Raw genomic sequence first — 15,343 nt, 5'->3', positions numbered from 1 at the left:
TTCCAATAAGTTTTATTCTAACTTATTGAGCGTTTTTATTTCATTTCGCTATTATTACTAGCTTAAACCAAAGCCGATTCCGAAATGCAGCAGCTAAATGACGTTCTCGCCACCATCGACAGTTATATTGGAAGCGCAAATTGGTTTGTATATTTTCTATTAGGCACCGGTATCTTTTTTACCTTTTATTTAAAATTTCCGCAGATACGTTTTTTCCGTCACGCCATTCGGATCGTAAGAGGCAAGTATGATAAATCTACTGATGTAGGTGATGCCTCACATTTCCAAGCATTGGCGACAGCACTTTCTGGTACGGTTGGAACGGGAAATATTGCAGGGGTTGCGTTAGCCATTCACCTCGGTGGACCTGCGGCGCTTTTCTGGATGCTCGTAACAGCATTTCTCGGTATGACTACAAAATTTGTAGAGGTGACCTTATCACACAAATACAGGGAAATGGATGTGAAAGGACATGTTGCCGGCGGGCCAATGTATTATATGAAAAATGCATTGAACATGAAGTGGCTTGCAGTAATCTTTGCCGTGGCTACCGTGCTTTCTTCCTTCGGCACTGGCAGCCTCCCTCAAGTCAATAGCATTGCCAACGCCATGTATACCTCCTTTGGATTGGATCATATTATCACAGGGGGTATCCTCACCGTTATTTTAGGTTTCATCATCATTGGAGGAATCAAACGCATTGCGCAGGTTTCTGAAATGTTAGTTCCTTTCATGGCCATTTTATATTTCATCGGAGCCATTTCTGTAATTCTTTACAACGTAGAGAACTTAATTCCATCCATCGCTACAATTGGGAGAGACCTGTTTTCAGGCACGACCGCTACCGGCGGGTTCCTTGGTGCGACAGTTTCCTTTGCCTTTAATAGGGGCGTAAACCGGGGATTGTTTTCTAATGAAGCTGGACAAGGCTCTGCCCCGATCGCGCACGCTGCAGCAAAAGCGCATGAACCTGTTTCCGAAGGAATGGTCGCCATTCTCGAACCTTTTATTGACACCATTATTATTTGTTTGCTTACAGGCTTAGCTGTACTGTCTTCTGGGGCATGGGACGATAAAATTCAAAATGATTTTCAAGATACAGACCTTATTGTGCTTGATTCCAAATACGATGAGGCAAATGCAGAGGACAAGCAAAAACTTTCGAATTACATCAAAGGCGAAGAATCCTTGCCTTTTTTTACAGGGGATTTGGACGTAAGCGCAGGAGAAATTACGAACAATCTTACCATACTTCATGCGAGGTCTGTGGGAGAAGATATACTGGTTAGTGAACGCAACGGTAAGTTTACTGGTAAATTAAAAATTGTGAATGGCAAGCTTATAAGAAACGGTAGTGATGTAGAAATCAGTGGTAAATCGTTATTGCATAGCGCTCCGCTTACCAATGAGGCATTCAAGAGAAGTCCTTTTGGAGAATATGGGAAATACATTGTTACTATCGGACTTTTACTATTTGCTTTTTCCACAGCGATATCATGGTCGTATTACGGAGATCGGGCGGTGACATACCTGTTTGGGGCGAAAGGGGTAATCTACTATCACATCGTTTATGTCATCGGCTTTTTTCTGGCGTCATTTACAGATACGACCATTATCTGGACGCTGTCTGGAATTACCATAGCACTCATGACGATACCGAATTTGGTGGGAATTCTTTTATTGCATAAAGACATGAAGACTACCTTAAAAGAATATTGGATCGGATTCAAGAAGGAATATCCTAATAAGAAAAGCGAATAATATTAAAATGGCTGTACGAAAAAGTACAAGCGAAATGATTGAATTGTTTACGTTAAGAAATTACCATGGGTCTGTTCATTAAGAAACCTCTCAATCAACTACTGGAGCAAGCTGAGGATTCTGAAAAAAGTCTAAAGCGTACACTGGGGCCTACCAACCTGGTAGCCTTGGGTATTGGTGCAATCATCGGCGCGGGCTTGTTTTCTATCACGGGCGTTGCGGCTGCTGCAAATGCTGGTCCTGCGATTACGATATCGTTTATCGTTGCCGCATTGGGCTGTGCATTTGCCGGCCTGTGCTATGCGGAGTTTGCGTCTATGATTCCCGTTGCAGGAAGTGCATATACATATTCATATGCTACTTTGGGCGAATTCATAGCATGGATCATCGGATGGGACCTAGTTTTGGAATATGCATTGGGGGCAGCAACGGTTGCCATCAGTTGGTCTCGTTATCTCGTTAAGTTTTTAGAGTACTACGATATTCATATTCCCCATTATCTTGCTATGTCATCATACGATACAGCAACGTTGGCCGATGGTTCTGTTGTGAGTGGCATGATCAACCTCCCTGCCGTTGTCATTGTATTTATCATTTCTTTTATTCTCATCAAGGGTATCCAGGAGTCAGCGTTTGTAAATGCGATTATTGTGATGTTGAAAGTAACTGTGGTGCTTGTTTTTATTTTTCTAGGATGGGGTTATATCAATCCTGATAACTACATTCCTTATGTTCCTGAAAATACGGGCACTTTCGGGGAGTTCGGTGTTAGCGGTGTAATTCGCGCAGCAGGTATCGTATTCTTCGCTTATATCGGATTTGATGCTGTATCAACTGCTGCACAGGAATCGAAGAATCCAAAGAAGGACATGCCCATAGGAATATTAGGATCGCTTGTTGTTTGTACAATCCTGTATGTTTTATTTGCGCACGTCATGACCGGCCTTGCTAATTATAAAGAATTTGCAGGCCAGGATGGTATTGCACCGGTTGCCGTCGCGATTAGTCATACACCTTACACATTTTTGCAACAGGCAATTATCCTGGCTATTCTGGCTGGATATACTTCTGTTATTCTGGTTATGCTCATGGGGCAATCGCGTGTTTTCTTTTCGATGTCAAGAGATGGGCTGCTTCCTAAATTCTTTTCTGATGTCCATCCCAAATTCAGAACGCCTTACAAATCGAACTTATTGTTTATGATATTTGTGAGCCTGTTTGCTGGCTTTGTCCCTGCACGTGTAGTAGGAGAAATGGTGAGTATAGGAACTCTTCTGGCATTTGTATTGGTCTGTGCCGGTGTCTGGGTTATGCGTGTTAAAATGCCAAATCAGCCACGGGCTTTTAAAACACCCCTTGTTCCCCTGGTACCTATATTGGGAATGATTATTTGTTTGGGGATGATGGCATTTCTGCCAGGAGACACCTGGGTTCGCTTGCTCGTATGGATGGCCATGGGAATTGTAATTTATTTCGTATACAGCAAAAACAACAGCCATCTACGAAATCAATAGGAGGGAAGTTGTTAAAGATCTGTTAGCCGGCAACTTCGAGTTTAAAGCCGACACCATGGTAGTTCACAATCTGAACGGAGGCATCTTCTTTTAAATATTTTCGGAGCTTCGAAATGAAAACGTCCATACTTCTTCCCATGAAGTAGTCGTCGTCGCCCCACACATGTTTCAAAATTTCTTCTCGCTTTAAAACGCGCTCGCGGTTGTGGTAAAGCAATTTTAAAACCTCCGCTTCTTTTTGTGTTAACGTTTTTTCGACGCCGTTTTGTTTCAGCGTTAAGTTAGCGAAATCAAACTCGTATTTTCCAAGCGGAACAATCTTCTCATGCCCCAAATGAATTCTGGGACTTCTCCTTAAAAACACTTCGATTTTGCAAAGCAATTCGTCCAAGCTGAACGGCTTTGTGATATAGTCATCTGCGCCGGTACGATATCCTTCCAGCTTATCTTCCATCATCGACTTCGCTGTCAAAAACAATATCGGGACCGTTGCATTACTTTTTCTAACGCTTTGTGCTAAGGAAAATCCATCTTTTTTAGGAAGCATCACGTCGAAGATGCAGAGGTTATAATGGTGGTTAAGAAAAGATCGCTCACCTTCTTCGCCGTCCTTACAAAGGGTCACATCATATCCCTTCAAACTCAAATTGTCTTTAATGACAAACCCCAAACTTGGATCATCCTCAACGAGCAGAATTCTGTTGTTATCCGTTATCATTTATGAAACAAATTAACCAGGAATATAAATTTGAAATGAACAACCTTTTCCTAATTCACTTTGCAGAGAAATTTCGCCGCTATGCGCTTCTACAATTGTTTTAGTATAACTGAGGCCAAGGCCAAAGCCTTTTACGTCGTGAACATTTCCCGTGGGTACGCGGTAGAATTTTTGAAAGACTCTTTTTTGATTCTCTCGGCTAATACCGATCCCGTTATCTATAAATTCGATAAGACATCCGTGGTTTTTGTTGGAGGTGCGAATTGTTATTTGCGGAATCTCCTTACAATATTTAATGGCATTGTCCAACAGATTATTGAAGACGCTGGTAAGATGAAACCTGTCAGCCTGAACTTCAGTTTTTGTGGCATTTAGCTCATAATGGATACTTCCTTTGCGTTCTTCTAACGCCATGGTATGATGTCGAACGGCATCATGGAGGATTTGATGAATGTCGACAATTTCTTTTTTAAGTCGTGGATATTCCTTGTCCAGACGCGCCATTTGTAAAACCCGCTCAACCTGTTGTTTGAGTCTTACATTTTCCTTTTCTATGATTCCCGCGTAATTCATTAAACGTTCAGGTTGCGAAATAATCGCAGGATCCTTTAACACTTCCGTTGAGACAGCGATGGTAGCGATGGGGGTTTTGAACTCATGCGTCATGTTGTTGATAAAATCTTTTTGAATTTCGGAGAGGCGTTTTTGCTTGAGTATAACAAACAAAGTGTAGGCAAAAAATGTAATGACCAGTAACAGCACGATGGAGGAGAAGGACCAAATACCCATTTGATTAATGATGTGAGCGACGCGATTGGGAAATTGAACACCAAAATAATAACTCTGATTACTCCACTTGGGAAGATTTTTTGAAGTTGCTTTTTCTTTGGAAGTTTTTAAAGGGACATAATTCCCGTATACCATTTTTTCACTCGAGCAGTCGTATACGCCATATTCAAAATCGGCAATGATTCCGCGCTTTTCGAATTCATTCTTTAAAAGAAATTCCAAAAAGTTGGCATCGATTTCACTATTCACCATGACCACAAAATAGTTGGTGGAGAGTTGTTTTACAGGGTTATTTGCCGGAGAGGGAGTATGATTAATATCAAAAATTTGCTGGGCAACATTGTAAAGGGCTGTACTAACTGTTCGTTCAAACTCAGCTTCCTTCAGATCAAAAGCGCGCCTGATCCAATAGATTTGAGTAATGGTAATCCCCACGATGCTGAGGGCTGCCAGAATAACTACAAAACGTATGGTTGAGTTCTTCACCTATTAAAGTTACGATAAATCTGAATTATGGTTTTAGGCATTAACAAGTTGTTAACAAAGCTCTCCGTCCCCAACGATTTAAATCATAGTTTAAAGAGGTGTATCCTGGCATGTTGGTCTGGACAGATACGTTGGTATCGCAATTTTATAGACAACGTTGAAATTTTTAACATGTCATTAACAAGAATTAGAAACTCATTAACATTCATGAAGGGATTTATTAATGAAGTTTGTCCAAGTACTTCGAGGCACGGAAATCATTTGGTGACGATCAAATTGATCTGGCGCAACGTCGGAGTTAATGATATTATTTATTCACCTTAAATTTTAAACTTATGAAAAAGATTTGTTTGATTTTAATGATCGGCCTGCTAGCCACACCCATCTTTGCCCAACAATTTGCAGCCATCAACTTTTTGACGCCACGCATTGAACTAAATGAAACACCTCAATTTTTGTGGAGCGTTACAACTTATGATTTTGGAAAGATCAAAGTGAACAATCCCGTTACTCACGAATTCCGATTTACAAACTCCGGCGATGCGCCACTGGTCATTTCTTCCGTGCAGGCTTCCTGCGGATGTACTGTTACAGATTATAGCAAAGATCCTATTCCTGCCGGCGCAGAGGGTTATGTAAAAGCAACCTATAACGCTGCAAAAGTTGGTGTTTTTACAAAGACAGTTACCGTAAATGCAAACGCGGGTGAGGGTGCCGTACAGCTACTAATAAAAGGAGAAGTGGTTCAATAAAACCAACATCTAAGTCGTTTAAGAATTAGCCGTCAGATGCAAGGTTGGTGGGCAAAGGCCACGGTATCCTTAGTCTGACGGCTAAATGTTTTATCGAAAACGTTTTCAAAAAAAATGTTATCAATTCGGCGTTAGAGGGAAAATGCCAATGTAGTATTTGATACCTTTACTGGATTTCTTATACTACCATGGCAAGTCAATTCAACGAGACTGTTTCTACACGTTATCACATGTATAACAGTCTTTTCCTTAACCTTCCATATACCGGTATCTACCGCACTGGAACGTTACTTCCACTTTTGCAACAATCTTGTGAAAATGGCTATGACAAAGGAAAGGACCCCAAGGCTATCATAAAGAAGTTTTTTACTGACTATACCCCTAAAGCTTCCCGCGAAGAACAATTCAACTTATTGTTCGGCTTTATTCAATATGTCGAACGCCAGGTTGTGCTTTTTGATTCGATAGAAGATGCTGCTTTTGAAGAAATAAATGAATTGGAAGGAAAGGGCACAATCACTGAACTGCTTTTACGGGCCGAGGCAGAAGGAGCCGTGGATGAGTTGAAGAAAAAGCTAAACGAATTCAGTGTTAGAGTAGTCCTTACCGCTCACCCTACTCAGTTTTATCCGGGTAACGTTCTGGCCATACTAAATGACCTTGAGCAAGCCATTCGCGAAAACCGCCTGGAACATATTAACCTGTTACTTCGTCAGTTGGGAAAGACAGCATTTATTAACAGAGAAAAGCCAACGCCGTTTGATGAGGCCGTAAGCCTGTGTTGGTTCCTTGAAAATGTTTTTTATGTTGCCATTCCTGAAATCGTGAACAAGCTCATGACTGGTTTACACATGAAGCTGGAGGATTGGACTAATTTCGATTTACTAAAAATAGGTTTCTGGCCGGGAGGCGATCGTGATGGAAACCCGTTCGTCACGCACGAAATTACATTGAAGGTTGCACAGCATTTACAGCAAACGTTATTCAGATGCTACTATCGTGATATACGCTTTTTGAAAAGAAGATTAACGTTTAAAGGTGTTGATCATATTATCGCAAAAGCAGAACGGAAAGTTTATCCCATGGCTTTTGGAGGATATGGAGACATCTATCACAATCCGAAGGAGCTCCTGCAAGATTTGGCAGAAGCACGCGAAGTATTGCTGCGTGATCATAAAGGCTTGTTTCTAAATCTGCTAGAGGCGTTTATAATAAAAATCAGAATCTTTGGATTTTATTTTGCGAGCATGGACATCCGTCAGGATAGCCGTAAGCATGGTTATGCTTGGAACGCGATTATCGAAAAATTAAAACCAAAAAATAAAAAACTTAAGGACTTCGACTCGCTATCAGAAGCTGAGAAAATTGAAACGCTGTTATCGCTGAAATTCAATCCAGGTTCATTAAAATTTGAAGATGATTTTGTTCATGAACTTATTGAAAGCATCGATATCATCGGACAGATACAGGAGCAGAATGGGGAAGATGGATGTCATCGTTACGTGATCAGCAATTGCCAATCTGCCTTAGACGTTATCCGTGTTTATCAACTGGCCAAGCTTATCATAGGCCACAATAATGAACTCACGCTTGACATTGTTCCATTGTTCGAAACGATTGAGGATCTTGCCAACGCCCCTGAAATAATGGAGGCACTATACAACGTTGGAGCCTATCGTGATCACTTGAAAAGGCGTGGCTCGAAGCAGACCATCATGCTAGGTTTTTCAGATGGTACAAAAGATGGCGGATACTTGCGCGCGAACTGGTCGATCTTTCAGGCGAAAGAACATCTCACCAGAATCTCTCGTGAACAGGGATTTATGGCAGTATTTTTTGATGGTCGCGGTGGCCCTCCTGCCAGAGGTGGTGGAAATACACATGATTTTTATGCATCGCTCGGAGACAGTATTGAAGATAAGGAAGTGCAGGTAACTATCCAGGGCCAAACCATCAGTTCTAATTTTGGCAAACCTGTTTCATGCGCATACAATTTAGAGCAATTGCTTTCGGCTGGAGTGGAGAATGATGTTTTCAAGATCAACCGAAACAAGCTTACGCCGGATGAAATTCAATTGGTAAACGGTCTTGCACAAGAAGGTCACAAGGCATATTTGGATCTAAAACAGCACCCCAAGTTCGTTCCATACCTTGAAAAAATAACGCCATTGGCTTTCTTTGGTGATACTAACATTGGCTCACGGCCTGTAAAACGTAGTCAGGGAAGTTTGAAATTCGAAGACCTCAGGGCGATTCCATTCGTTGGGTCTTGGGCTCAAATGAAACAAAACATCCCAGGTTTTTATGGTGTAGGCACTGCGTTAAAGGAACTGAAAAAGAAAGGAAAGCTGTCCAAGTTAAAACTACTTTTTAAGGAATCATTATTTTTCAGAACACTGCTAAGCAATAGTATGATGTCGCTTACCAAATCATATTATCCGGCAACGGCCTACCTGGCAAAGGATGAAGAGTTCAGTGAACTCTGGAAGAAAATGTTTTCGGAATATAAACTTTCCGTAGATATGATTTTAGAGGTTTCCGGACTAAGCGAACTGATGGAAAATACGCCTATGAACCGGGATTCTGTAAAGTTGCGTGAACGCATCGTGCTACCGCTGATCACCATTCAGCAATACGCTCTTCAACAACTGCGCACGTTAGAAAAGTCGGAAGAACAACATGAGAAACTGTATCGTAAGCTTGTGCTTCGCTGTATGTTTGGAATCATTAATGCCGCTCGTAACTCAGCATAAGAAATTAGTTGATGATATTTTCTGTAATCGTCAATTGTGAACCATTGACAAGGGTCTCATATTTTCGTAAGGGTCTCCAGGCAACACCGCCAATAGGCTCTCCTGTCCGAAAGTCGAATGAGGATCCGCAGCATGGATCTTTCATGAATAAATTGGAAGCATCTACATTGACCGTGGCACAGGCTTCGTTCGGAGTGTACGAACAATTACGTTCGTAAGCGTGGTAAATACCTACATCTTCACAGTACACAATGATGCCCCTGACACCTTCATCATTAAATTCCTTATGACCGCCCTTTGCTATCAGGGCGATGTTGGAAGGAAGACTTAAATTGACAATGATATCTGGAAAATGTGCCAGCGGGATGTTATCATCGCTGAGATCTGGAGAACAACTTGCGAGAAAGACCAACACAACGGTGGCCTTACTCCAAAAAGCAGATGCTGTTTTTCGAATTTTCGTTGGTAGCATATTCATCCAGATCCTCACTTAGATTTCCGTCCCTCTTCAGATTTATATCACCGGTTGGAACTGCCGCAAGAAACGTATGTCATTTTCAGAGAACAATCGGAGATCATTAATCTGATAACGAAGCATTGTAACGCGCTCTATTCCCATTCCAAAAGCAAACCCAGTGTATTCCTCCGGATCTATATTGCAGCTTTTTAATACATTGGGATGTACCATCCCGGAACCAGCAATCTCAACCCATCCGGAATGCTTACACACATTGCAACCACTTCCTTTACAGATCAAACATGAGACGTCGATCTCAGCGCTGGGTTCTGTAAAAGGGAAGAAAGAAGGCCGGAACCTGATCTTGATGTCGTTGCCGTACATTTCTTTCGCAAAATGGTAAATGGTTTGTTTTAGGTCTGCAAACCCGACATTTTTGTCGATATACAGTGCTTCAACTTGGTGGAAGAAACAGTGCGCACGAGCAGAGATAGCTTCATTACGATAGACTCTCCCAGGCATAATGGCTCGTATAGGTGGCTTTTGTTTTTCCATAAGCCGGATCTGGACATTGGAGGTGTGGGTCCGTAACAACACATCCTGATGTCCCTTTTCACCTGCTTTTTTCTCAATAAAAAAAGTATCCTGCATCTCCCGCGCGGGATGATTCTCAGGAAAATTTAGCGCTGAGAAATTATGCCAGTCATCTTCTATTTCAGGGCCATCAGCAACATTAAAACCTAGGCGCTCAAATATTTCTATGATGCGATAGCGTGTTAAGGTGAGAGGATGAAGATTCCCAATTTCATTTGGAACCGGAGGCAGCGTAAGGTCAATTTCTGCCGACTCCACCGGAACCGCGTCCAGTTTCTCGGTCAGTTCTACAAGCTTTGACTCGGCAGTCTGCTTCAGCTGATTCAATACCTTACCGACATTTTTCTTTTGTTCAGAAGAAACCTTTCGCAATTGTTCAAACAGCTCGCTGATCTCACCTTTTTTGCTGATGTATTTAAGGCGAAACGCCTCAAGTTCCTTTTTGTCGCGCGCCAGATAGCCTTTGACTTCACTTAATAGTTCCTGGATTCGTTCTTCCATAATTAACTTCGAGAAACCTCAAAATTAAGATTTTGAAAGAAAACGCACTAATCCAGAAAATAATTGCTTCTAAAGCTTGTTTATAATCAGCCTGTCGAGGGACACACTTAAAAGAAAAGAAAGGATGATTACGCCTGAAAGGACATAAGCATCACCGAATTGATTAAAAATGAGTGCCAGCGCTATGTAGAATATATGAACAGCAGCCAGGATCAACGTGGTCTGACTGTGTCGCATACCCAACCGCATGATCGCGTGATGTACGTGGCTTTTATCAGGATGAAATGGTGACTGTCTTTTAGAGAGGCGAAGTATTACAATTCGTAGCGTATCCACCAATGGAATAATGATAATACAAGCTGCGGTACCAATCGATGCGTTAAACTTATAAGGAGCCATAGCGGGCAGGCCGTAATTGGTGTTGATAAAATGAATGGATAGGATTGCCAGCATCATTCCGATGACCAACGCACCCGTGTCACCCATGAAGACCTCCGAGGGTTCCCAGTTAAATATCAGAAAAGCGAAAATGGCACCTAACATGGAAAAGGCAAGGATGGAGAAAATCGAATCATCGACTAGAAAAAACCACAATCCAAACGCAAGGAGGGCAACAATAGCAATTGTACCTGCTAATCCGTCAAGGCCATCAATGAGGTTGAATGAATTTGTAATAACAATAATGGTAAGATAGGTAATGAAGTAACTGACGAGATCTGGCAACTCATAAATACCAAAAAGCCCGTAAAAAGTCTTAATACGCAGGTCAAATAAGAAGATGACGAGCGAGGCCGCCATAATCTGCCCCATTAACTTCACCATTGCGCGCAATGGCACAAGGTCATCCCGGACTCCAATAAAAAAAATTACAAAGAGCGCAACTAAAATAAATTTGATGTTCGCCCAACCCTGAATATCTATCCAGATGAGCGAGGAAATGAAAAAACCTATGAATATTGCAATACCACCCATTGAAGGAGTAACTTTCTTATGAATTTTCCGCCGGCCTGGTACATCGACAAGATTTTTCCGTAGCGAATATTTGATAATCACTGGAACAATTAAAAAAGCAATGACAAAAGAAGTTATCGCAGCAGCGAGTTGAACAGCCATATGATTTAAAAAGATGTTAAAAATAATGAAACATAAGGAATCTTACAGCTTTCATTATGGAAGTAGGCCCTTTTATAAAGTTTTTAGCATTTTGACTTTCTGGCTAAATGGACGCTGCTTAAAAAGTGAAAAATCTTCAAAACAATACCAATGGTGTTACGTGGACGAGGAATACGCCTATTTCACTCAGATCAATATTTGACGGAACGAACTGATCTCTCCAATGAACGACCTTTGTTATTTAAACGGATTTGATGACTTGGAAAACAATCAAAATTTCAATGTATGTCGTTCCCAACCTTATATATGTATAAATCATAAAGCAAAAAGTCCTTTATCGTTGAAAAGCCGTATTTACGGCTTTTCATCCAGTCAATTAAATGGGAAAATCTCACAGCCATTTTAGCGCCAGTTTTCCTCGTTACGATTTTCGGAAGACCATAGTTGGACTTGGCAAGATTTATAAATTCCCATGGATGAAAATAAATGTTGAGATATAAGTCTCGATTTATTGTCCAAAGACACGCCGACTTATACAACCAGAGGGGCAAATTGTGAAATGATAACCAAAATAATGGAAGCCGAATGATCGGTGTAGCCGAGGCAGGCAATTGAAATACTTCATTTGATTTGAATATTATTCGGGGCTTAAAAAAATTATTATATCGTCCGGGTAAGTATACAGGGTTTAACGACGAGTTGTACTTGTATCCTGCTTTTTTAATTTCTTGATCATTTACGGGCATCATGCGGGGCATTCTAAAACCATCCACACGCTTTCCCGATAGTTTTTGAAGCTGATCTCTAGATTCTAATAAATGTTTATTTTGGAACTGCGAATGAAAATATCCGTGGGATGCAAGTTCATGGCCTTCATTAACCAAGCGATCAATTAACTCGGGGGCATGTGATGCAAATACAACCGTACTGAAGAAGGTAGCTCGAATTTTATTTCTATGGAGAATATCCAAAATAACCCTAGTACCTTCTTTTGAAATACGAATTTGCTCTTCGAGTGGGATGGACTTTCCATACTCCAATGGCATATCAAATTCTTCAATATCAAAAGAGAGAAGTACTTTCTTCATGATTGGGTCTTTCCAAATTGCTGGCTGCATTAGAACTGTAATTGGTATCTCGAATAAAATAGAGCGGTCGTTGTTTTGCCTGGATCACAAGTTTGCCAAGATATAAACCAATTATACCTATCATTAAAAGTTGTAAGCTACCAAAAAAAATAATTGAGATCATTAGGGATGTCCAGCCTGAAACTGCTTTGCCTATGAAATAACTAATCAGCGCATATGGAACAAGGACCATCGAAATTAAGAAAAGCAATATACCTAGATATGCGATGAGTTTTAAAGGTTTAACACTGAACGAAGTAATTCCCCGAAAAGCAAATGACAGCATTTTCCTAAAATCATATTTACTTTCACCCGCATAACGCTCACGCGGGTAATAGTCAATAGCGAACTGTCGAAAACCTGCCCATTTGATCAGTCCACGAATGAAAAGTTCATTTTCATTCAAATGTGAAAAAGCCTTTAATACGTGTCGATTGACCAACCGAAAATCGGCTGTTCCATTTTCAAGTTTCATGTCTGATATTTTATTCAACAAAGCATAAAAGAGCGATGATGTTTTTCTTTTTATTCTTGGCAGTTTTTTGTCCTCCTTTCGCCGGGTATACACGATGTCAAAACCTTCTTCCCATTTTGCAATCAATTGCCTCACAACTTGAGGCGGATGCTGTAAGTCACAATCCATGGAAATTACACAATCGCCCTGCGCTATATCCATTCCGGCTTTCAATGCATGTTGGTGACCAAAGTTCCTGGAAAGTTCAATGTAAAATATATTTGAATCCTTTTCAGTAAGCCTTTTAATTATTGCCAAGGAATCGTCAGCACTACCATCATCAACGAAAATAAATTCGTAGACATAAGGCAAATCAAATAACGTTGAGCAGAGTTCTTTATGAAGCAATCCAAGATTCTCTGCTTCATTGTAAACAGGAATTACAAATGAAATTGTTTTTTTGAAATTGTCATTCATTTAAAAGATTCTTTCTTATAATCATTGATCCGATAAATCTTGAAATATTCGGAGTCGTGCACTACGGGATGCTCCAGATTTAAATCTCCATATAATTTTTTGACTATCAGTATGTATTGACATCCTTTATCTCTTAACTCATTTCTATATGTAGAGTCCGAAAGGTTGCTGTTGGGAGTAGCCCACCCACGACGATGTGTGAAGTACATTGCTGTCGGATTGTGGAAATCTGCATTTACAGCGATTAAATCAGAAGGCTGGGATACTTCATCCAAAAGTACTTCTAATTCCGCTAATGACCTATAAGGTTGTCGTATTCTAAAATCATAAATCTGCGCTGCAATACATTCGATCCCGATTAAAGTCAGCACGATAGTTGCAATCTTTGTGCTATTGACCTTTGTTAGACCGTAGCCCGTTATGAAAGCCATGGAAGGAATTGCTGTTAAAATATAATAGTGGTCCCCGATGATGCTCGTTCCTGTCTTTATCAAAATAATTATAAAAGAGATGAAGGGAAGAAGAAAAACTCCGAGAGGTAGCCAGAGCTTTTTATGAATGACAAGAAAAACAGCATACAGGAAGACAGCAAAACCAAAATATTTCAAGGGTGTTCCATAAAACCGTTTTAGCACTGGGTTCAGGTTTTGTAAAATCCGCGAGGCGCCTTCCGTGAAAGATAGTCCCATAAAAAAATGGCCTCCAAACCCATAGGTGGTATTGAGATATGGAACCCAAACAAAATACCACCAACAAACAAGGGATAAAATACACAATGAAAATAACGACAATGCAATCTTTCTTCCAAGGGGAATATTGCGATCTAACATTGGGAAAAGAAGCACTGTTAAAAGTGTCGCGGCTAAAATTTTGGACAAGCATCCTAAAAGTGCTAAAATAAAAAATATGAGTAAATGGAGTGGTTTTCCTTTCTCAAAATACCCAAAAGCGCAGTATAAACCCACAATGCAAAGTGACGCAGCAAAAACATCCGGAATAGTTTTTCTTGAATAAGAAAACCATAGCGAAACGATGAGTATGATCGAGGAATTAAAGGCGGTTGATTCATCAAAATATTTTCTTATCAGCTTATAAAAAAAAAGAACACCAATGGATGAAGATAGCAAAACAATCAGCCTTCCGTACCAGTGGTCATAGCCAAACAACAAAGAAACCAAGTAAACGAGATAATTTAATGTGGGGAATTCACAACCTACAATACCGCTTTTTTCTCCGGCTAAGTCGACGGTCGGATAAAAGATATTCGAATCACGTTCATAGAAATTCCGGGCAATCATTAGCCCATCAGTTTGCCGCCAATTGTGGCCAACCTCCAATGGGGGAAAAGTAATTCCATAGAGCCGCAGCAGAAAAAAAAATACAATCCAGAAGCGTATATCTTTTAAAAGTCCACCAAACTTTGGGTTAAGATCGATATTGTTCGACATCTAGAATAGAGTTACATGTCTGGCGCTTCAGTGTGTAAACGTTTTGTTAAGATATAGCTTGTTCGACTAGGATGAAGAGTAAGTCCATCAATTTTTTTACAATACAACGAGTTTCTTTTCGCAATTTCGATCATGTGGGCACTTGATATGTTAAGTAAACTGGCCCTTTTACGCAACTTCCTGTAGTCAGAAAAAAGTAAGTAAAATATGAACCTAAAAAACGATATACTCTTGCCATTTTTAATACAATGAAAAAACAAGGACAGTGCATCTGTAACTGACGAAGTATGTCGATCACATATATCCGCTATTATTATTTGTCCTGTTCCTTTTAACAAAGGATGTAGTGTGTCAATTACGCAATCTAAGGCTGAAAGATTTTCAAAATATTGAACGATA

At 40.5% G+C, this 15,343-nt stretch carries 12 protein-coding genes; 4 read left to right on the top strand and 8 right to left on the bottom strand.

Features of this window, described 5'->3' with window-relative positions; all coding sequences use genetic code 11:
* Positions 1-84: 84 nt before the first annotated feature.
* Entirely contained in the window at positions 85-1,761 is a 1,677-nt protein-coding gene (locus tag P2W71_RS04180; RefSeq protein WP_276367435.1) for an amino acid carrier protein, read from the top strand.
* Positions 1,762-1,826: 65 nt separating this feature from the next.
* The gene (locus tag P2W71_RS04175) at positions 1,827-3,275 is read left to right on the top strand and encodes an amino acid permease (RefSeq protein ID WP_276367432.1); all 1,449 of its coding nucleotides are present in this window, start codon (positions 1,827-1,829) and stop codon (positions 3,273-3,275) included.
* 22 nt (positions 3,276-3,297) lie between these two features.
* On the opposite strand, the gene P2W71_RS04170 is transcribed toward P2W71_RS04175, so the two are convergent.
* The gene (locus P2W71_RS04170; protein WP_276367431.1) at positions 3,298-3,993 is read right to left on the bottom strand and encodes a response regulator transcription factor; all 696 of its coding nucleotides are present in this window, start codon (positions 3,991-3,993) and stop codon (positions 3,298-3,300) included.
* Between the two features lie 12 nt (positions 3,994-4,005).
* Positions 4,006-5,268: a HAMP domain-containing sensor histidine kinase gene (locus P2W71_RS04165; RefSeq protein WP_276367430.1), complete on the bottom strand. Its 1,263-nt coding sequence runs from the start codon at positions 5,266-5,268 to the stop codon at positions 4,006-4,008.
* A gap of 335 nt (positions 5,269-5,603) precedes the next feature.
* On the opposite strand from P2W71_RS04165, the gene P2W71_RS04160 reads away from it, so the two are divergent.
* Together P2W71_RS04160 and P2W71_RS04155 are read left to right on the top strand one after the other, a co-directional pair.
* A complete protein-coding gene (locus tag P2W71_RS04160) occupies positions 5,604-6,020 on the top strand; it encodes a DUF1573 domain-containing protein (protein ID WP_276367428.1) in 417 nt (138 codons plus the stop codon).
* 188 nt (positions 6,021-6,208) lie between these two features.
* Complete coding sequence (locus tag P2W71_RS04155) at positions 6,209-8,773, top strand: phosphoenolpyruvate carboxylase (RefSeq protein WP_276367424.1); 2,565 nt, start codon at positions 6,209-6,211, stop codon at positions 8,771-8,773.
* A 4-nt stretch (positions 8,774-8,777) separates the two neighbouring features.
* On the opposite strand, the gene P2W71_RS04150 is transcribed toward P2W71_RS04155, so the two are convergent.
* The 6 genes from P2W71_RS04150 to P2W71_RS04125 all read right to left on the bottom strand — a co-directional run bounded on the left by P2W71_RS04150 (position 8,778) and on the right by P2W71_RS04125 (position 14,944).
* Positions 8,778-9,251: a hypothetical protein gene (locus P2W71_RS04150; RefSeq protein ID WP_276367406.1), complete on the bottom strand. Its 474-nt coding sequence runs from the start codon at positions 9,249-9,251 to the stop codon at positions 8,778-8,780.
* 36 nt (positions 9,252-9,287) lie between these two features.
* A complete protein-coding gene (gene pheS / locus P2W71_RS04145) occupies positions 9,288-10,328 on the bottom strand; it encodes a phenylalanine--tRNA ligase subunit alpha (RefSeq protein WP_276369037.1) in 1,041 nt (346 codons plus the stop codon).
* A gap of 66 nt (positions 10,329-10,394) precedes the next feature.
* The gene (locus P2W71_RS04140) at positions 10,395-11,438 is read right to left on the bottom strand and encodes an MraY family glycosyltransferase (RefSeq protein WP_276367404.1); all 1,044 of its coding nucleotides are present in this window, start codon (positions 11,436-11,438) and stop codon (positions 10,395-10,397) included.
* Positions 11,439-11,716: 278 nt separating this feature from the next.
* Entirely contained in the window at positions 11,717-12,526 is an 810-nt protein-coding gene (locus P2W71_RS04135; RefSeq protein ID WP_276367401.1) for a polysaccharide deacetylase family protein, read from the bottom strand.
* Positions 12,501-13,496, bottom strand: a complete 996-nt coding sequence (locus P2W71_RS04130; RefSeq protein WP_276367398.1) for a glycosyltransferase family 2 protein — start codon at positions 13,494-13,496, stop codon at positions 12,501-12,503. Before P2W71_RS04130 ends, P2W71_RS04135 begins: the two co-directional genes overlap by 26 nt.
* Positions 13,493-14,944, bottom strand: a complete 1,452-nt coding sequence (locus P2W71_RS04125) for a glycosyltransferase family 39 protein (protein WP_276367396.1) — start codon at positions 14,942-14,944, stop codon at positions 13,493-13,495. Before P2W71_RS04125 ends, P2W71_RS04130 begins: the two co-directional genes overlap by 4 nt.
* Positions 14,945-15,343 lie beyond the last annotated feature (399 nt).

The organism is Chryseolinea sp. H1M3-3, from assembly GCF_029360725.1.
GTDB lineage: Bacteria > Bacteroidota > Bacteroidia > Cytophagales > Cyclobacteriaceae > Chryseolinea.
The sequence above is the reverse complement of the archived record's forward strand: the minus strand, read 5'-3'. Positions and strand labels throughout refer to the sequence as shown.

What these genes read in the sequence shown, in the direction of transcription:
- P2W71_RS04125 (WP_276367396.1), bottom strand. Translation starts at nt 14,944, where the DNA reads ATGTCGAACAATATCGATCTTAACCCAAAGTTTGGTGGACTTTTAAAA.
- P2W71_RS04130 (WP_276367398.1), bottom strand. Translation starts at nt 13,496, where the DNA reads ATGAATGACAATTTCAAAAAAACAATTTCATTTGTAATTCCTGTTTAC.
- P2W71_RS04170 (WP_276367431.1), bottom strand. Translation starts at nt 3,993, where the DNA reads ATGATAACGGATAACAACAGAATTCTGCTCGTTGAGGATGATCCAAGT.
- P2W71_RS04175 (WP_276367432.1), top strand. Translation starts at nt 1,827, where the DNA reads ATGGGTCTGTTCATTAAGAAACCTCTCAATCAACTACTGGAGCAAGCT.
- P2W71_RS04150 (WP_276367406.1), bottom strand. Translation starts at nt 9,251, where the DNA reads ATGAATATGCTACCAACGAAAATTCGAAAAACAGCATCTGCTTTTTGG.
- P2W71_RS04155 (WP_276367424.1), top strand. Translation starts at nt 6,209, where the DNA reads ATGGCAAGTCAATTCAACGAGACTGTTTCTACACGTTATCACATGTAT.
- P2W71_RS04160 (WP_276367428.1), top strand. Translation starts at nt 5,604, where the DNA reads ATGAAAAAGATTTGTTTGATTTTAATGATCGGCCTGCTAGCCACACCC.
- P2W71_RS04180 (WP_276367435.1), top strand. Translation starts at nt 85, where the DNA reads ATGCAGCAGCTAAATGACGTTCTCGCCACCATCGACAGTTATATTGGA.
- P2W71_RS04135 (WP_276367401.1), bottom strand. Translation starts at nt 12,526, where the DNA reads ATGAAGAAAGTACTTCTCTCTTTTGATATTGAAGAATTTGATATGCCA.
- P2W71_RS04140 (WP_276367404.1), bottom strand. Translation starts at nt 11,438, where the DNA reads ATGGCTGTTCAACTCGCTGCTGCGATAACTTCTTTTGTCATTGCTTTT.